This window comes from Streptomyces sp. NPDC003042 (genome assembly GCF_053591315.1).
On sequence record NZ_JBSFTP010000060.1, the window covers coordinates 26,586 to 45,337 of the forward strand.

10 protein-coding genes and 1 pseudogene are annotated in these 18,752 nt (G+C 67.0%); 7 read left to right on the forward strand and 4 right to left on the reverse strand.

All coding sequences use genetic code 11. The features are described from left to right. Positions 1 to 63 precede the first annotated feature (63 nt). The 3 genes from ACWDYJ_RS25880 to ACWDYJ_RS25890 all read left to right on the forward strand — a co-directional run bounded on the left by ACWDYJ_RS25880 (position 64) and on the right by ACWDYJ_RS25890 (position 1,221). Positions 64 to 657, forward strand: coding sequence for a helix-turn-helix domain-containing protein (locus ACWDYJ_RS25880; protein ID WP_451567971.1), 594 nt, complete (start codon positions 64 to 66; stop codon positions 655 to 657). A gap of 11 nt (positions 658 to 668) precedes the next feature. Further along, the gene (locus ACWDYJ_RS25885; protein WP_451567972.1) at positions 669 to 875 is read left to right on the forward strand and encodes a DUF397 domain-containing protein; all 207 of its coding nucleotides are present in this window, start codon (positions 669 to 671) and stop codon (positions 873 to 875) included. 106 nt (positions 876 to 981) lie between these two features. After that, the gene (locus tag ACWDYJ_RS25890) at positions 982 to 1,221 is read left to right on the forward strand and encodes a hypothetical protein (RefSeq protein ID WP_451567973.1); all 240 of its coding nucleotides are present in this window, start codon (positions 982 to 984) and stop codon (positions 1,219 to 1,221) included. 313 nt (positions 1,222 to 1,534) lie between these two features. On the opposite strand, the gene ACWDYJ_RS25895 is transcribed toward ACWDYJ_RS25890, so the two are convergent. Beyond that, positions 1,535 to 1,990: a hypothetical protein gene (locus ACWDYJ_RS25895; protein WP_451567974.1), complete on the reverse strand. Its 456-nt coding sequence runs from the start codon at positions 1,988 to 1,990 to the stop codon at positions 1,535 to 1,537. A 28-nt stretch (positions 1,991 to 2,018) separates the two neighbouring features. Further along, the gene (locus tag ACWDYJ_RS25900) at positions 2,019 to 2,348 is read right to left on the reverse strand and encodes a hypothetical protein (RefSeq protein ID WP_451567975.1); all 330 of its coding nucleotides are present in this window, start codon (positions 2,346 to 2,348) and stop codon (positions 2,019 to 2,021) included. A gap of 49 nt (positions 2,349 to 2,397) precedes the next feature. Here ACWDYJ_RS25900 and ACWDYJ_RS25905 point away from each other — a divergent pair. Beyond that, a pseudogene (locus ACWDYJ_RS25905) lies at positions 2,398 to 2,874 on the forward strand (site-specific integrase); the annotation flags it as partial. A 142-nt stretch (positions 2,875 to 3,016) separates the two neighbouring features. On the opposite strand, the gene ACWDYJ_RS25910 reads toward ACWDYJ_RS25905, so the two are convergent. Then, positions 3,017 to 3,775: a hypothetical protein gene (locus tag ACWDYJ_RS25910; RefSeq protein ID WP_451567976.1), complete on the reverse strand. Its 759-nt coding sequence runs from the start codon at positions 3,773 to 3,775 to the stop codon at positions 3,017 to 3,019. Positions 3,776 to 3,853: 78 nt separating this feature from the next. Then, the gene (locus ACWDYJ_RS25915; protein WP_451567977.1) at positions 3,854 to 11,374 is read right to left on the reverse strand and encodes a ricin-type beta-trefoil lectin domain protein; all 7,521 of its coding nucleotides are present in this window, start codon (positions 11,372 to 11,374) and stop codon (positions 3,854 to 3,856) included. Positions 11,375 to 11,834: 460 nt separating this feature from the next. On the opposite strand from ACWDYJ_RS25915, the gene ACWDYJ_RS25920 reads away from it, so the two are divergent. From ACWDYJ_RS25920 to ACWDYJ_RS25930, 3 genes are all read left to right on the forward strand, one after another. After that, the gene (locus ACWDYJ_RS25920) at positions 11,835 to 14,969 is read left to right on the forward strand and encodes a DNRLRE domain-containing protein (RefSeq protein WP_451567978.1); all 3,135 of its coding nucleotides are present in this window, start codon (positions 11,835 to 11,837) and stop codon (positions 14,967 to 14,969) included. 142 nt (positions 14,970 to 15,111) lie between these two features. Continuing rightward, positions 15,112 to 17,376, forward strand: coding sequence for an acyl-CoA dehydrogenase (locus ACWDYJ_RS25925; protein WP_451567979.1), 2,265 nt, complete (start codon positions 15,112 to 15,114; stop codon positions 17,374 to 17,376). 20 nt (positions 17,377 to 17,396) lie between these two features. Further along, positions 17,397 to 18,605, forward strand: a complete 1,209-nt coding sequence (locus ACWDYJ_RS25930; RefSeq protein WP_451567980.1) for a lipid-transfer protein — start codon at positions 17,397 to 17,399, stop codon at positions 18,603 to 18,605. Positions 18,606 to 18,752 lie beyond the last annotated feature (147 nt).

Consider the following 18,752-nt stretch of genomic DNA (forward strand, 5'->3'; position numbering starts at 1 on the left):
CCTGGCCTGCCCGTGGCGGCAACTCTTGTTGCCGATTCCGGGACGGCGGAGTGGAATGCCCGCATGGACACACCACCGCCCCATCAAGCGGTCCTCGACGAGGTCGCGCCCCGGCTCCGAGCGCTGCGCGCCAAGCGCGGCCTGACGCTGGCCGCACTGTCGGAGGCGACCGGCATCTCCAAGAGCACTCTTTCCCGGCTGGAGTCCGGGCAGCGCCGCCCCAGCCTGGAACTGCTGCTGCCGCTCGCCGCCGCGTACCAGGTGGCCCTGGACGACTTGGTCGGCGCTCCCGAGGTGGGGGACCCCCGGGTACGGCTGACACCCGGCACTCTGTCGAGCGGCGGTACGTTCGTACGCCTGACCCGGAGCCCGAGCCCCCTCCAGGCGTACAAGATGATCATCCCGGACCGGGGTGCCGAGCCGGATTTCCGTACGCACGAGGGCTACGAGTGGCTGTACGTGCTGGACGGCCGGCTGCGGCTCGTCCTCGCCGAGCACGATCTGGTCCTCGGCCCCGGCGAGGCCGCCGAGTGGGACACCCGGCTGCCCCACTGGTTCGGCAGCGCGGACGGACGCCCCGTCGAGGTCCTCAGCCTCTTCGGCAGGCAGGGGGAGCGCATGCACGTCCGCGCGAAACCCCGGAAGACCGAACCCTGACCTGGCCGCGCATGTACATCGGAATCACCGGGGAACAAGGCGAGTTCGAACGCGCCCCGCTCGGCGTCGACGCCTGGCAGAAGTCCTCACACAGCGGAGGCACGGGCGGCGACTGCGCCGAGGTCGCTGCCCAGCGCGCCGGATCGCCGTCCGAGACTCCAAGGACCCGGACGGCCCGCCTCCACCGTCACCCCGCCGCCTTCGCCAGGGCCCTGTAGGGCAGCGGAGTCCTCAGCTCCGGCCGCCCCGCCCCACACAGACCTGTTCCGGGCCGTCGCCGCCCACGCAGGGGGGACTGCGACAAGGCGATGAGCCTGGGGCGATTTGCCTTCGCAGTCCTGGGAGGTCAATCGCGGCTGGATGCTCGCCGCCAACCTCGCCCGCGACCTCGACGCCTGGACCAGGCTGCTGGCCCTGCACGACGCCGGCGCCGAACCGGACACCGTGCGTTTCCGGCTCTACTACCCGCCCGCCCGCCTCTCACGGCATGCCCGCCGCCGCTGGCTCCGGATCGAGGGCACCTTGCCCTGGACCAGACTCGGCACGCTCCCAGCCGTCACCTGACGAGAGCGAAGCACCTCGATGAAGACCAGGAAGGAGCAGACCAGTTCAACTCCGGGCCCATGGAACCCGGGGCAGCCGCGGTGTCACGCGACGGCCCACCCCGCACAACGCGGGGATAATTCGGGCGCACGGCCGAGCCGATCAGCGATCGGACCCCGCTGACTAATCGAGGTCAACTACTGCCGTCAAACATCCCAGAAGCCCCGCCGGAATTAGAACCCGGCGGGGCTTCCATTTGCTCAGAGATAGTCGATGCTAATCAAGTCGAAGCCTTCGGAGAGGCTTGTATTTCTTCTTAATTTACCCGAATTGACTACGACCCGTACCCGGGTGCGGCAATAAGGACCGATTCGAAGTATCGACCATCGTCGCCACCAGAGATTTCGGGAAGCGTCCTTCTCCAGAGTCCGATGAAGACATCAGGAGCCGCAACATTCAATCCTTCATCTTCGATCTCAAGTCGAAATCTTTCAGAGAGTCGCGAGATCACGACATCGGCAGATTCTTCAAACAAAGAAATGCCGAGAAACGTGACCTGAACATCCCCTTCAGGTCGGAATAGCTCAATAGCGCGCACGACTCCGCGGGAGTCGAAATCGACAGAGATTGACAATTCTGAGTCGTAATGCGCGAAACCTTTATTCCTAAATTCTCCCGCAGCGGGCGGAATAAATCCTGACATCTCCCGCAGGATCTGCTCCGCAGCTTCGATAGGCATGCCGATTTGCAAGCCGCCTACCCCTCGGGGGGGATCAAGATCGATTACCATCCGTCGCCTCCATGACGAAATCCGTGGCCTACCACAGGGTCAATTGCACATGAACTTGCTCTGGAATACCACGCAGTGCTTGATACTGACCATTCCCGGGCAGCGCGCCAATCATATCGCCAATTGCATTATTGTATTTGCCGGGGAATCGTGTGACGATATCGTTTATATCATTCTGCATGGCTCGATCTATTCGATCGGAGTTTACAAGATCTTTCTGCATGCCTAGCCACGCTTTGGGCTCTGGGCGACTCCCCTGACCTGTCGACCAAACCTGCCGATGATCAACCTTGTCCATCCGAATTGCTGGTCCACTGTTGTACCCTATGGATTTGCCAGTCGCGGAATCCTGCGGCATGTGATTGATTTCTTGGGCAGGCAATCCCGGCTGGTTCGCCGGCCTCAGCGACCGGGGCACCGCCGCCATCCGCCGCACCCTTCAGCGGACCGCCGCAGGCCGGCTCACCACGCTGCCCACCAAGACCCGGGCCTCCGAACGCCGTATCGCCCTCCCCACGCGGTGTCTCCAGTCTCTGAAGCTCCACCGCGAGCAGCAGCAGCGCGAGCGTGAGACCGCAGGCACGGCGTGGCAGCACAGCGGGCACGTGTTCACCACTGCGCAGGGCGGAGCGATCGACCCGACCAACCTCACTCGCGCCTTCACCACGCTCCTCCGCAAGGCCGGCGTCCGCCGAATCCGCTTCCACGACCTCAGGCACTCCACCGCCACCCTGCTCCTGGAACAGGGCGTCGAACTCGTCGTGATCAAGGAACTCCTCGGCCACGCCCACATCGGCGTCACCGCCACCGTCTACGCCCACGTACGCATCCGCCTTCAGCGCGACGCCATCGACCTGCTCGGTCACGCGCTCGACCGTCCCTGACAGCCAGACGGCGGCGGACACCACTGTGTCCGCCGCCGTTGCCGTCAGCTACTGCCGTCAGGCGGTAAATTAGCCCCGCCGAACACAGCTCGGCGCGGCTAAAATTTGCTATTGGTCACGATTCTTAGCAGCGCAACATCTACTAGCGGTCACCGGACAGCCGGGCGAGTACATCCGCAGCGAGCTCTACTGATGCCTGGTCGAGACCTACCGTCGCCGTTCCATGCAGACGTTCGGACATGTAACCGGCCATCGCAGACACTGCATCTGCAGAGGCCGCAGGGGCGAGCCACCTAAGCCACTCGCAGACCATGCGCATTCGAAATTCCCTGAGAATTTCTACGCGGTCCAAAGGATCTGACTCCGAGGCCAGCTTGATCAACTTGAACGCGGCGGCAAGGCGATTTTGCGGCATATCATGTACCGAAAGAATCAGTCCGAGTTCATCAGATTTACCGAGATTGAAATTCTCGGCTACTACAAACTGGGGCAGCGGGTAACCATCCACGCTTGTCAGTGGTTGCCCGTCACGTCCGGAATCGATAACTACGTCGACACGGGAAGCAACCCCTGGATCATCGACAGTGACTCGGATGTGATGCACGCCAGGGTCCCCGACGTTCTGCACGAAACGTGACACGCCGAGGATGTCGCCGACTCCGATGGCCCCGTCGTCGAGCACCAGGGCTCCGTCGAACAGGACGCTGCCCTCGGCCGGGCCAGCCCTGTTCCACAGCCTGACCCGGACCAGCCCCGTCTGCGCACGTGCGGCGATCTGGACGTGACTCCTAGACGCCACCAGTGGCGCACCGGCCAGCGCCAGAACCTCCTCCGGCGGGGCCGTCGATCCAATACGGATAACGCGATGGTTCAAGTAAAGCTCGGCACTACCAATGAGCATTTCTCCGCCAATTACCCAATCTGAGCTTGATGGTGCGCCCGGTCAGCTCCATCGCCAACCGGGCGCACCCTGAACCTACTACCGCGTATGGCCTGGCAGTAGCTCCGCTAGCTTCTCAGCTGCACTCGGAATCCCTGGCAGCCCCGCAAACGTGGGATCGTGATAGCCGTGATTGCGCAGCATCTGCTGGGCTTTCGATACAGCAACCGCCTGAGTATCACTGCATGTTTCACAGTGAGGAAACAGGCTGCGCGGAAGGCTAGTCGGTCCAATTCCAGTAGACGGCTGGTGGTCACCCGTCATCGTCGGACTGCTCCCACCGCAAGAGTGGCATGGCCTTCCCTGCATGGCCGCACTCTGCTCTGAGGTAACCACCGGCCCGGTCGCAGGCACCGACTCATCGGCATGAGGACCGACTCGCAGCGTATTCGCCTCCCTTTGACTCAGTGAAACGTTGCAGTTGTGAACCAGGACCGGTGTGGCCCCAGCCAGCACATAGTACGTGTGGAGGTCGGAGACGGTGAGGTTGTGGACCGTTGCGCGTTCGGCGGTCCAGCGTTTGACCGCTGTGACCTGTACACGAGTGCCGGTACTGGTCTGGAGCCACTGGCCCGGCTGGAGGTCGGTGGCATGGACCCACTTAGCGAGTTCGCTCACCCAGAAGGGGTGCTTGTCCGTGGCCGTGATTACGTCAGACGTGGAGTCTTCAGCGCCATCGGCGTCAATGCCTATTTCGACGAGGTTCTTTGTACCCTCGCCAAGTATGGTTGCCGTGACTTCCTGTGCGGAGGTTTCGCCAGACTCAGGGTCTGTGGCGAGGACTTTGTCTTCCGATTCAAGGTCTTCTATTGACTTGGTTGAGCCGTCGGCCATAAGGACGAGCGTTCCCGCGGCGAAACTGTTTTTCCCGGCGGAGCACGACCCGCCCTTGGAGAGAAGCTTGCCGACTCCCTTGCCTATGGCGTTAGCAATGGCTCCGATGGCTGGCGCCGCTGCTGCACCCGCTCCGCCGCCGGCACCCCCCACAAGAAATGCTTGGCCTTGGGCTTTCAGCTGGCCCATGGTGCTGTGGTCGGCGTTTGTGTCCAAGGCGTTATAGATTGCTGCGCCTGCTGCTGCGGCGATTGCTCCGCAGCCAGCAGCTAGGGCGAAGGCGGCACCAGCAGTAGCGACGGCAAGCCCGGTTGCAGATCCGACACAAGCTATTCCGGCACTGATTTCAACGACAACTGCGACAATTGCCTTGTGTTCCTGCAGGAATTTTTTAGTATTGCTGACCGCCTTGTTGAAACTGCACTTGGACAGCCAGCCGCTGCAGCTCTTGGGTTTACTGCTCACACTGCTGCTGGAGTTTCCCTTGCGGGGCGGGGGTGGAGTGTAGTTGTCGGCTAGGTTTTCTCGTTCGTCGCTTGCGCCGCCGGAGCCACCGAAATCCTCGTAGTTCTGCTCGTCGAGTTTTCCGCCATTCGCGGTGCAGCTCGAATGATATGCGCAGTTGTCGTTTTTGAGGCCGCTGGGGTCGGAGCCCATGACGGGGTTGCCGTTGGCGTAGGTGTACCCGTTCATCTGGAGCGGGTCGGTGAGGTCGATGATCGGGTCGACGGAGATGAAGCGGCCTGTGGTGGGTTCGTATTCGCGGGCGCCGATGTGGGTGAGGCCCGTGTTGGTGTCGTCGACGCCGGTGCCGAGGAAGCTTCGGTTGCCGGGCCAGTTGCCGGGCTGGGTGCCGCGGGGGTTGCCGTAGGGGTCTGACTTACGGCGGGCAACCGCCTGCCCGGTGGTCTGTTCGATGGTGGTGGTGGCGGTGCCGTGGTGGTCGGCGAGCTGGACGCTGAGCTGGTGGTTGGTGGTTTTGCCGTAGGTGCGGCGGACTGTGGTGGCGCCGGGGCCGCTGTAGTAGCGGAAGGCGTCAAAGGCCTGGCCGGCCTTGTTGACGGTGATCTCGGCTTCGCCGAGGTAGAGGGTGCGGCTGCTGCCGGTTTCTTCGATGAGGCGGTTGCCGGAGGCGTCGTAGATGTAGGTGGTGGTGTTGTCGAAGCTGAACTGCTGGGGGCCGGTGGTGTTGCACGGCCACATTTGGAGGTCGCTGCCATCGGCGGCGTTGTTGGAGACGTCGACACACTGGTTGGTGGCCGGGTTGTGGAGGGACTTGTCGCCGGGGCGGTAGGTGAACTTCTGCTTGTCGCTGCCGTCGCAGGTGGACAGGACCAGCTTGCCGCTGCTGTTGGTGAGGCACTTGCCGAGGGCGCGGACGGTGTCGCCGGTCAGGCGCCACTGCTGGGCCCTGGTTTCGTTGCACGGCCAGATCTTGACCGGAGTCCCGTCGGCGGTGTTGCCGTTCTCGACGTCGACGCACTTGCCGGAGGCGCCGGTGAGGGCTACGGCTCCGATGCCGGGGCTGGTGGCGGAGGTGAGCTTGCCCCGGCGGTCCCAGTTCAGGGTCTGGGTGTCGCCGTCGATGCGCCGGCTCGTGGTGTTGCCGGCACTGTCGTAGGTGTAACTGGAGAGCGAGTTGACCGTGGAGCCCGCGTTGCGGGTGGTCTTGTCGACGCCGGCCAGGGCGTGGGGCTTGATCTTGACTGGCGGCTGGGTGCCGTTGCCGGCGATGTTCACGCCGTAGCTGTAGGTGGTCTCGTCGTCCAGCGCGCTGTTGGTGAGGTCGCGGTTGATGAGCTTGGTGCGGTTGCCGATTGAGTCGAACTGGTATTCCTGCCAGAACCCGTCACCGTCCGGACCGGGCGTGACGTCGGCGAGGCTGGGGCCGGTGCAGGCGGTGGTCTTGCCGGTCCAGGCCTTGGTCAGTTGGCCCATCGGGTCGTAGGCGTAGCACTGGCGGTCGGTGCGGTCGCCGGGCTGGGTGTCGGTGACCGAGGTGATGTTGCCGGCGGGGTCGTAGGCGTAGGAGACGTCGCTGATCCGGTGCGGTCCGCTTTCGCGGTCGCTGATCTGGTTGGTGACCTGGCCGGTTTTCGGGTTGTAGAGGTTGGTCGTCCACACACGGTTCGGTGCGTTGCCCGATGCGGTACGCAGGACTTCACCGAAGGGGCTGTATTTGACGTCAGCGGTGTACCAGGACAGCCCCGACACGCTCTGGGGCATGCCGTCACCGTTGTAACGAGTGATCAGCTTCTCGGCGGCCAGGCCGCCCGGGGTCGCCGGGACGGTGGTCGACTGGACCTTGCCCGTTGGGGTGTACGTGGTGCCGTAGGCGTAGGTGCCGGCGAGGCCCTTGGTGGCGGGCACGTCCGGAATCGTGATCTTTGATCCGGTCGGCCGGTACTCGGCGTCGTAGCCGGTGACCTCGCTCTTGTATGCCGCTCCGCCCTCGTAGCGGGTGGAGGAGACGGGCATGCCCTTGGCGCTGGGCAGGGTGTCGAACGCCCAGGAGGCGACCAGCGGCCCGGTGGTGCTGTCGTCGCGGAGTTCGGTCGTGCGGCCCAGCCCGTCGAAAATGCTGTGCTGGGTGCGGCCGCTGGAGTCCTTGGCCCAGATCTGCTGGTCGAGGTTGTTAAAGCCGAACTCGGAACGCCCCGCGTCGGGGTCCTCCGCAGCCGTCTTGCGTCCGCGGACGTCGTAGGCGTAAGTCCACTTGTTGCCGGCCGTGTCGGTGACAGCGGTCAGCTTGTTGCGGACGTCGTAGACGTAGGAGGTCTTTGTCCAGGTGGTGAGGTCGGTGGAGGTGGCGTGCTCGACGGCCGAGGTCCGGCCCAGCGGGTCGGTCCAGGTCTTCACGGCGCGGCTGCCCTTGAGGGGCGTCATGCCGTCGACGGACATGGTCGAACGGGCGAGGGTGAAGTCACCCCCGTACTGCACAGTGGAGGAGTACTGCGGAACGTCCGCGTGCAGGGTGGTGGAACGCACGGCGCGGCCGAGACCGTCGTAGGCCGTCGCGGTCGAGTTCGGGACCTGGAAGACGCTCTCCGGGACGAAGATCTTCTTCGTCGGGGCACCCTCGGCGTAGTAGCCGTTGTTGGTCCGGCGGACGGTACCGTTCGCGCTGTAGAGGGTGTCCGTGATCAGCCGACCGCCGCCCAGGGCCTCGCCCTGGGTCTGACGCTGACGCAGCAGACCATCATAGATGGCGACCGTCTGGGTGTAGGTGCCGTCGTCCTGCAGGGTGCTGCTGGTGACCACTGAGGGCTCGTGCTCGGAGATCTGGTAGCTGAAGGTGAAGGCAGCCTTGTCGGTGCCCGGCTTCTGCGACGAGGTCCAAACAGCGGTCGAGCGCCCGAGGTTGTCGTAGGCGGTTGTGACCTTGCGGCCGTTGGCGTCGGTGTCCTCGAGTGGGACGCCGCGGCCTGGATCACCCTTGGCTGTGGTGGTGTGCCCGACCGCGTTAGTGCTGGATACGGCGAAGGCCGGACCCGTGGTGGGACTGTAGGCGGTAGTGACGGTGTTGCCTGCGGCGTCGAACACCTTGATGGGGCGACCCACTACGTCGTACTCACTGCGGGCTGTTGTGATCCAGCCGGTTCCGGCCGCGTCGTTGGTGTCGACCTGGTAGACGAGTCCCTTGGTGGGGGCGGCGCCGAATGCACCGAGTGCGTCGTAGGCCGTGCGGGTGTCGGAGAGCAGTGATCCTGTGCCCGCTTGCGAGCAGTCGCCCGATGTCGTGCGGACGCGCTGGGGCAGGCCGATCAGGTACCGGTCGGTGTTGTGAACGTAGCTGGTAGTCGCACAGGTCTGCCCTGTGGCCTGCCACCCGCCTGTGCCGTTGGGGCTGACGGCCTCGGACTGCACCGTTTGGGTGAGGCCGTACGCGGCGTCGAAGGCCTTACGTGTGCGAATGGTCCGGGTGGCGCCGCCGCTGATCGTCTCGATCTTGTCCGTGCGTGAGGCACCTGTACGGAACGCGTCCAGGGGAGTGGTGCCGTCCCTCGGGCGGGATGCGGTCTTCTGGCTCCAGGGCCAGGTGAGGGAACGCGAGGCGACGGTGCCGCCCGCCTTGGTGTACGTGATGGTTTCAGCGGCGAACCCCTGGTGTTGGTAGAGGTCCTCTCCGAAGTCCTCCGTGCCCGTGGAGTCCTTGATGGTGATCAAGGCACGGCCGGCGTCGCCGGACATGCCGCGGAAGTAGCGGGTGCGTGTTTGGGACTGCTCGGTGGCGTCCACCTTGCCCGCGTTGGCGGTGACGCCCTTGTTCACGAGGACGCTGGCGTATCCGCGCCACTGGCTGTAGGTCCGCAGCTCGGGCTTTGAGAACTCATCGGTGTTCTTGGCCCAGGCGGCGTCGCCCTCGTAAGTGTAGGAGGTGGTGATATCAGGCTGGCGGGCTACGCGGTCCTTCTCGACGACCTTGTCGACGACGTACTTGTTGAACCACTCCAGAGGCGGCTTCTCCAGCTCGCCGTCCGGGGACCAGTGGACTGGGTAGCAGCGAGTGGTGTTCTCCTCCGGCTTGGGGTGCGTCGTACCAACGGCGCAGGGTGCGGAGTAGTCGACGTAGATTTCGCCGCCCGTCTCGCTGCGGACTGTCTCCACGCGCAGACGGTCGAAGTCGGGGGTGGCGTCGGTGGCGCTCTTCGCGACCCGGTTGGGCATGTCCTGGACGTTGGCAAGGAAGGAGACCGGCGGAAGCGAGGTGCTTTCCTGGTTGCCGGCTTCGTCCTTGGTGGTGCCGTATCCAGTTCGGGTGATGGACTCCAGCCACAGCGGCGGGTGGGTGTCGGTGCGCTGCCTGGGGAACGACTGGGTCAGGCTCCAGCGGTCGACCAGGGACAGGGCCGTGGAGCCTTCGGTGCGCTGGCCGTAGGTGGTGACGGCGGTCAGGCGCTTACGCGTCCAGAAGGTCGGCGAGGAGATGTAGCAGTCCTTGGCGCTCACCTTGCAATGGAGCGTGGAGGGCGTGTCCCACCAGGGCTGCTTCTCGCCGTAGTTGTTCGCTTCGAACTCGGCGTCGGAGCACTCGGTGACGCCTTCCTTGATGCAGCGCTCGGCGACGGTGAACTCGACCTTGCCCGCCGGGGCGCCGGACAGGTTGTCGCTACGCAATCCGTAGGTGATCTGAGTCGGGTATCCGGCGCGGGCGTAGGAGACCGCTTCCTTGAACTTGGCGTTCTTGGCGTAGCGGTTGGTCTCCTTGGCCCAATCGACGATCATGGCGTTGCCGTGAACGTCCTCGACGTAGTCGAGGTTCCACCGCCAGCCCTGGTCACAGGATGAGGCCGCGTAGGAGGCCTGGTAGCAGGGCTCGCCGGGGTGATTGCCGAAGACGGGAACGGTGAGAACCGAGTTGGTGACGGCGCGGCTGCCCGCGCCGTCGACGTCGTGGCGGCCGAAGAAGTAGCGAGTGCCCTCCCGGGTGGTGACAACCCAGTACTCGCCGTCCTTCGCGCCGTTCGCGATACCTGCGTCCGTGCGGCGCTCAATCCGGGAGCCGTCGTCCGAGGCGGGGATCCACTGGCCAGTCGTGGCGTCATGGACGAGTTCGGTGGTGGAGCCGCCGAGCGACATCACCACGTTGTCGCCCGCCCAGCAGAAGTCGCTCTTCTTCTTGTCGGCGGTGTTGTCGTTGTTCGGCGTGCTCGGAGTGGCCTTGCGGTCCTCCGAGCAGGACCGGTAGCGCCGCTCGATGAACCCGGGCTCGTAGTCCCAACCGTCACCGACCCAGGACGCCTGACCGTTGGCCACGGAAGTCTTGCCATCGACGGCCTGGGAGGAGTACGAGAACCCAATCTTTGGGGACGGGCCTGCCGGCGGCGTGGGAGCCGTCAGCGGGTATGACCAGGCGAAGCCGCCGCCGCTGCCACCCGCAGTCCAGGAACCGGTGGCGGACAACGACGTGGCCGTGTAGCTGCCGCCCGCGCCGGAGGCTCCGTCGGAGGCGGCCAGCACCATCGGACCGCCGCCGCCGACCGCCATGGTGCGCATGCCCTGGCCCGGCGCGGTGGCCGGGTCGACGGTCGCGCGGACGGTGCCGGTGGCCGGATCGTTGGTGCTGGGCACGTCCTGGAAGACGGAGCACTCGGGGAGGTCCGGGGTGGTCAGGAAGCACTCGGGGAGCAGCTTGAGCTCCAGGCGGGTGGCCCATTCGGTGCCGTAGAGGTCCTTGAACTTGTTGTAGTCCAGCTGGACATCGACCGGGGTGGAGCCCTCGGCGGGCGGCGTGACCTTGATGAGGGCGCCGTCGACGTTCGCGGCTTCAGTCGCGGTGCGGGTCTCGACGGCCACTGACCAGGTGCCCGACGGGTCCGGCGGAGTCGGATTCGTCTCGGTCGGAGAGGCCTTGCCGATACTTACCGGCAGCGTGCCGGCCTGGACGAGCTGGTCACCGGACAGCGCGACGCTGGCTGAACCACCGGCCGGCGGCGCCACCTTGGACGGCTCGTACTCGGCCGGCGGCAGCACGGGTGCGCCCGCCCAACCTTCCAGCTTGGCTGCCTCGACCTGGTCGAGCTTGGCCTTGATGTCCTGCTGAAGCCCCGGCAGCTGAACGCCGTCGCGGGTTCCTGGTGGTGCTGCCCAGGCTTGTATGGGCAGGAGTGTTGCGATCAGCACCACCGACAAGGCGGTGCCGGTGCGCCCGGCGAGGCGCGCGCGTCTGGCGCGCGACCTTCTGTTTCCGGGCAGGCGGAAATTGTGCGCCGAAAACGGCGACATCTGGACCCCCCACGCTCTGCCGACGGTGCTAAGGCACACGTGTGGCAGGAAACTGACAAATTGCCAGCTGATTCTGTGGCCTGCCGCGCCTGAAATCCATCATCCGATATCCGGTGTGGGCTTTATCACTTTACGGCCTGAATACTTTATGACAATCCCGGCAAAGCCCCTCACGGAGGGGGTCTGTCAGCTGCGCTCGGAGGGTGAAGTTGTCCCTTCGATGGTTCATGCTCAGCTCGCGCGACCTGTGCCTGAAAGACGGGTGGGGAGCGGGCCTTTCACGTTTTCGGTCAGAGGCCGGAAGCCGTTTTCTGAGTGCCGAGGGCTGCGAAATGGCGCCCGAGGGGGGAGAAGAAGAGTTATGTCTGCCAGTGAATCCGTGGATGAAAGTCCGCCAACAACCGTGACCGAAAAGGGAGTTCCCGCTCCGTCGCGCCGCTGGTTCCGCCGCCGTCGAGCCATGGGCGCCGTGGCGGCCCTGCTGGCCGTCGCCGTCGCCGTGCCTGTCGTCGTACTAGTCCAAGGCGACCAGGACACGGTGCCGGATGCTGCGCCGAAGGCCGGCGGGCCTGTTGCCGCGCCCGAGGCGCGCCGTCTGGCGAGGGAGAGCGGCAAGGAGGTTGAGGTCACGGCCGAGGCCACCGCTCACAGCAGCACGTGGGCGCAGCCGGGCGGGACGTTCAAGCTACGGGTTTCCAGTGCGGCGACTCGGGCCAAGGTGGGTAACGAGTGGAAGCCGGTCGACACCAGTCTTGAGCGGGTGGAGGGCGGTTTCGCGCCCAAGGCCGTGAACAGTCGGGTGGTGTTCAGTGCCGGGTCGAAGCCACTGGCCGGCGACGGGGGTGAGCGTGCGTCACGCGGTGTGTCGCGCGTGGCTCTGGTGCGCCCGGCCGTAGCGACGGCGGACACGCCTGCTCCGGCATGGACGGAACTGGTGCGGCTCAATACTGACGGCCACGACGTGGTGGTCAGCTGGCCCGGGCCGCTGCCCGCGCCGGTCATCTCCGGCCCCAGGGCCCTGTACGAGAACATCCGTCCCGGCATTGACCTGGTGATGACGGCTCAGGACGGCGGCTACACACATGTGCTGGTCGTCAAGGACAAGCAGGCCGCAGCCGACCCGCTGCTGGGCCAGCTGAACTACCGTCTCTCCTCCCCGGACCTGACCTTCCACCTGGACGACGCCTCCCACTCGGTCAGCGCCAAGGACGGCAACGGTGAGGAGATAGCCGGCTCTCCCACCCCCTACATGTGGGACTCGGCGGGAAAGGTCGCGGTCACCGAGGGTGAGAGCGTGCCCGCGCCGGCGCCCGAGGCCAAGGACCATCCCACCCTTGCCCTGCCCGGTCTCAACGGCGCGGAAGGCAACCACGCGAAGGTCGCCACCGCGGCCCTCTCCGCCGACAACGTCCTGACCGTGACGCCGAACGCCCAGCTGCTCAACGACGCCGACACGGTCTACCCGGTCTTCATCGACCCCTCCTGGCACAAGAAGGAATGGACCACCCTCTACAAGACCGAGGGAAACTCCAGCTTCTGGAACGGGTCGAACTACAACAGCGGCAGCGGCACGCCCGAGGCCCGCGTCGGATATGAGACGACCACGTACGGTACTTCCCGGGCGGCGTTCATTTTCGACTTCGACAGCCAGCTCCAAGGCGCCCAGATCCGCTCGGCCACCTTGAAGGCGTTCCAGACTTACTCCTGGGGCTGTTCTGCGCGGGCTTTCGACGTCTATCACACGCCGATGATCTACGCTTCCAGTACCTGGAACAATACGAACAACAGCACGTTCTGGGGCAAGCGGATCGCCGGTGCGTCCACCGGTTATGGATACAACAGTTCCTGCCCCGACAACTGGGTGGGCATCGACATCAAGCCGACCGTCGAGGAAGGCGCCCGGGGCGCCTGGCAGGACCTCACCCTGGGCCTGCGTTCCCCGAACGAGAGCGACCCGTCCTACTGGAAGAAGTTCCTCGCCAACAGCCCTGAGAGCGCCCCGTACATCGAGGTCTATTACACCCGGGTTCCCAACACTCCGGTACAGGCCGACATGAGCACCTCACCCGGCGGCGCCTGCCTCACCCAGCAGCCGTACACGAAGATCGGCAAGACCGACGTGGCCTTCCAGGCCAAGTCCTCGGACGCCGACGGCAACCTGCGCCAGCTCAACTTCCGGGTGTGGGCCGCGGACGGTACCTCGGTGGCCAACGAGTTCCGCGACACCAACAGCGAAGCCAGCATCACCGTCGGCTGGGAGAAGTTCACCCCGGGCAAGACGTACTACTGGCTCGCCCAGGCCATCGACTGGGACGGACAGTGGTCAGGCAGCGGGCCCCTGGACTCAGGCGGCGGCGGATGGTGCAGCTTCACCATCGACCACACCCAGCCCACCGCCCCCACCATCCGCTCCGAGGACTTCCCTGCCCCCGGCCCCGACGGCGCCGAATGGAGCAAGAACACCCTGGGCCCAGGCAAGATCACCGTCATCGCCGGCGGCACCAACGCCGCGGACATCCGCGAAATCCAGTGGAGCCTGAACCACCCCGTCTACGACAAGAAGGCAGTCCCCGCCGCTGGTCAGGACACCGTCACCGTCGATGTGAACCCTGACAACGCCGGACCCAACCTCTTCTACGTCCGGATCGTCAACCAGGCCGGCAACATCTCCAACCCCTTCACCTACACCTTCTACGTCCGCCCCCGCCCCGGCCTCGACGGGCCCGGCGACGTCACTGGTGATCAGAAGGCCGACCTCCTCGTCGTCGACGGCGCCGGCGACCTGCGCGTCTACCCCGCCGACGCGATCGGCGACGTCGACGCCTGGATGCCCGCCGCCACCGACAACGGCAAACCCGCACCCGCCGGATACTGGAAGGACGCCAGCGGCAAGAGCGCACTGATCGCCCACTCCAGCGATTGGTATCCCGGCGACGGCATCACCGACCTCATCGCCCGCATGCCCGACGGCAAGCTCTACGTCTACCAAGGTGACGGCAACGGCCGCTTCGATATCAGCCGCCGCACCGAAATCCTCCTCCCCACAGGCGCACCCGACCCGGCGGCCCTCACACAGATCGTCGTCGTCCCGGACATGAACGGCGACAAGTTCGAGGACATCTTCGTCACCATCGCAGACGCCTTCTGGGTCTTCACCGGCTACAACGGCGCCACCGTCACCGAGGCCAGGAAGCTCTCCTCCACCAGCTGGACCAAGCGCGACATCATCGACGTCCGTGACATCACCGGCGACGGCATACCCGACCTCCTCTTCCGTGACGACTCCACCCCCGACCGCGGCCTGGCCCTACGACGCGGCAAGCCCGGCGCGGGCGGCGGAGCCGACATCAACTCCCTCGCGCTCGCAGTCAACTCCGCCGACGGCAAGGACCTCACCTACGGCACGACCGGCTGGGACAGCACCACCTGGCCCCTCGTGCGCGGCACACCCGACGTCAACAACAGCGGAACCCCTGACCTCTACCTGACCCGCAACGACGGCACCCTCCACCTCTTCCAAGCAGGCCAGAGCACCATCGGTGGCGGCTGGCGCGTCGAAGAAGACGACTGGAGCACCTTCCGCACCCTCGGATAACAGCATCCGCGCATGACTGAACTGAACCCGGGCGCTCGGCCTCTTGGCCGGGCGCCCGGTGCTGTGCTGAGGCGAAATCGCGCGAAGGACAGGGAGTAGCTGACCTTCCGTCAGATTGGAACGTGTTCTAGTCTGCCGTCGCATGGGCATCGGAATCACTGGGGAACAACGGGAGTTGGCCGACGCCGTGCGCGGCTGGGTCGCGCGTACCGTGCCGCCCGAGGAGGTGCGCAAGCTGCTCGACGCCTCGCCGCAGGCGGGGGCGCGGCCCGCCTACTGGGACGCCATGGCCGCCCAAGGGCTGCTGGAACCGCACCTGGAGGGCGGGACCCTGCTCGATCTCGCCGTCGTCGTCGAGGAGGCAGCGCGGGCCGCGCTGCCCGGGCCCTACCTGCCGAGCGCGCTGGCCTCCGTCCTACTCGACCGGGCCGGTGCCGAGTCGCTCGGCGGCCGGGTCGGGGCGGTCGCGCTGGGGCCGGGCAGCCTGACCGCCGTCGCCGTCGAGGGCGGCGGGCACCTGCTCGACGGCACCGCGCCCCCCGTCCTCGGCGCGGGCGAGGCCGACCTCGTCCTGCTCGCCGCCGAGGTCGCGCCCGAGCCGGAGGGGGCGCGCCGGGGGAACAGGTCCGAGCGCGCGGAGGAAAGTGCGAGGAACGAGCGCTTTTCGAGCACGTACGGGCCTGTGAGTCCGGCAAAAGGCGCCCCCAGAGGCGAGCCGGCGCCAAGGGGCACCCGCTGGTTCGCGGTGGACGCCGCCGCGCTGGACATCCGTACGCACGAGAGCGCCGACCCGACCCGCCCCACCGCCGAGGTGCGGGCCCGGAGCGTGAGCGTGCCGGCGGGGCGGCTGCTGGAGCTGGACGTGACCCTCGTACGGGACCTGGCCTGCACCCTCTTCGCCGCCGACGCCTGCGGCACAGCCGACTGGGCGGTGCACACCGCCGCCGGATACGCGAGGGTGCGCGAGCAGTTCGGACGGCCTATCGGACAGTTCCAGGGCGTCAAGCACCTGTGCGCCGACATGCTGGTCCGCCTCGAACAGGCGCGGGCGCTCGCCTGGGACGCGGCCCAGGCGATGGACGAGCCCGCCGAGGTGCGGTCCCTGGTCGCCGCCCTGGCCGCCGGCACCGCGCTCGACGCCGCCTACGCGTGTGTCAAGGACTGCGTTCAGGTGCTCGGGGGGATCGGGTTCACCTGGGAGCACGACGCTCACATCTATCTGCGCAGGGCCGTCGTGGCCCGGCAGCTGCTCGGTTCCGGGGACGGGCACCGCGTACGCGCCGTGCGGCTCGCGGCGGGCGGTGCGCGGCGCGAGCTGCGCCTGGAGCTCCCGGCGGAGGCCGAGGCGTACCGCGCGGAGGCCCGCAGCGCCATCGAGGACGCGCGCGGCCTCGACCCGGTGGCCGCCCGGCGGGTGCTGGCCCCGACCGGCTACGCGGCCCCGTACCTCCCGCCGCCGTACGGACGCGGCGCCGGACCCGTCGAACAGCTCGTCGTCCAGCAGGAGCTGAAGGAGGCCGGGGTCAGGCTCGCCGATCTCGGGATCGCCACCTGGGTCCTGCCCTCGCTGCTCGCCTACGGGACCGACGCGCAGAGGGAGGCGTACGTACTGCCCACCCTGCGCGGGGACACGACCTGGTGCCAGCTCTTCTCGGAGCCGGGAGCCGGATCCGACCTGGCCTCGCTGCGGACGAAGGCCGAGCGGACCGCAGACGGCTCGTGGCTGGTGAACGGACAGAAGGTGTGGACGAGTTCCGCGCAGAGCGCCGATTTCGGGATTCTGCTGGCCCGCACCGACCCGGCCGCACCCAAGCACCAGGGGCTCGGGTACTTCATCGTCGACATGAAGCGGGCGCGCGGGATCGACGTACGGCCGCTCAAGGAGATCACCGGCGAGGCCCTCTTCAACGAGGTCTACTTCGACGACGTCCTCCTCCCGGCGGACGCCCTCGTCGGCGCGGCGGACGGGGGCTGGAAGGTCGCCCGCAACACCCTCGGCAACGAGCGGGTCCACATGGCCGACCAGCTCTCCTTCGACACCGGGCTCCAGGCGCTCATCGCATGCTCCGCCGACCTCGACGGGGCGTACCGGGCCCGCATCGGCGCGCTGGCCGCCGAGGCGCACGCGCTGGCCTGCATCGGGCTGCGCACCACGCTCCAGCAGGTGTCGGGGCTGGAGCCGGGCGCGGGCGCGTCCGTACGGAAGCTCATCCAGACCCCGCACCAGCAGCGGACCGCCGAACTCGCCCTCGAACTACTGGGCCCGGCGGGCGCCGTACGGGAAGGGGCGGGGGAGCGGGCGGTGCACGGGATGCTCATGTCCCGCTGCCTGACCATCGCCGGGGGCACCACGCAGGTCCAGCTCAACGTCGTCGCCGAGCGGATCCTCGGCCTTCCCAGGGACTAGTTGACGAGGAGTTGTCGGACATGAAGTCGCACAAGTCGCACAAGTCGTACATCGTGGGCGTCGGCATGACGAAGTTCGAGAAGCCGGAATCGCGGGACTGGCAGTACTGGGACATGGCGAAGGAGGCCGGGAGCGCGGCGCTCGCGGACGCGGGGGTGGGGTACGACCTGGTCGAACAGGTGCCGGTGGGCTACTGCTTCCAGGCCTCCACGGCCGGGCAGCGGGCGGCGTACGAGCTGGGGCTGAGCGGCGTCCCCGTCTACAACGTGAACAACAACTGCGCGACGGGGTCGACGGCGCTGATGATGGCGCGGCAGTTCGTGGAAGGCGGGATCAGCGACTGCGTGCTCGCGCTGGGCTTCGAGAAGATGAAGCGGGGGGCGCTGGGGGGCGGGACCGATGGCGGTTCCGACTTCATGACGTCGCCCGTGGCCCGGCACTACGGGATCATGGCCGCCGGCCACGGCTTCGAGATGTCCCCGCCGACCGCGCAGATCTTCGGCAACGCGGCCCGCGAGCACATGGAGCGGTACGGGACCACGGCCGCGCAGCTCGCGGCGGTGGGCGCGAAGAACCACCGGCACTCCGCCAACAATCCGAACGCGCAGTTCCAGGACGTGTACACGGTGGAGGAGATCCTGGCGGCGAAGCCGATCCACGACCCCCTGACCAAGCTCCAGTGCTCGCCGACCTCGGACGGGGCGGCGGCGGCGCTCGTCGTCTCGGAGCGGTTCGTGGTCGCGCACGGGCTGCACGACAAGGCGGTGGAGATCGTCGCCCAGGCGATGACGACGGACACCGCCGAGAGCTTCGGGGGGTCCTGCATCGACGTGGTCGGCAAGCCGATGACGGCGGCGGCGGCGCGGCAGGTGTACGAGGCGTCCGGGCTCGGCATCGAGGACGTGGACGTGGTGGAACTGCACGACTGCTTCTCGATCAACGAGCTGCTCACGTACGAGGCGCTGGGCCTTTGCCGGGACGGTGGGGGCGGGGCCCTGGTCGAGAGCGGGGCGACGACGTACGGGGGGCGGTGGGTGGTGAACCCCTCCGGGGGGCTGATCTCGAAGGGACACCCCCTCGGAGCCACTGGGCTGGCGCAAGCCGCGGAACTGGTCTGGCAGCTGCGGGGAGAGGCCGGTGCGCGGCAGGTCCCTCAGGCCCGGGTGGGCCTGGCCCACAACATCGGCCTGGGCGGCGCGGCCGTCGTGACCCTCCTCCGGCGGCCGTAGCGGGGGATCCCGCTGCGCGGTGCCTCCTCCCCGCCCCGCCCTTCCTCCATCCCCCAGACTCCGTCCGGGGGGACCCCCAGGGGGGGGGGGGGGCCCCCCCCCCCCCCCCCCCCCCCCCCCCCCCCCCCCCCCCGGGGGGCCCCCCAC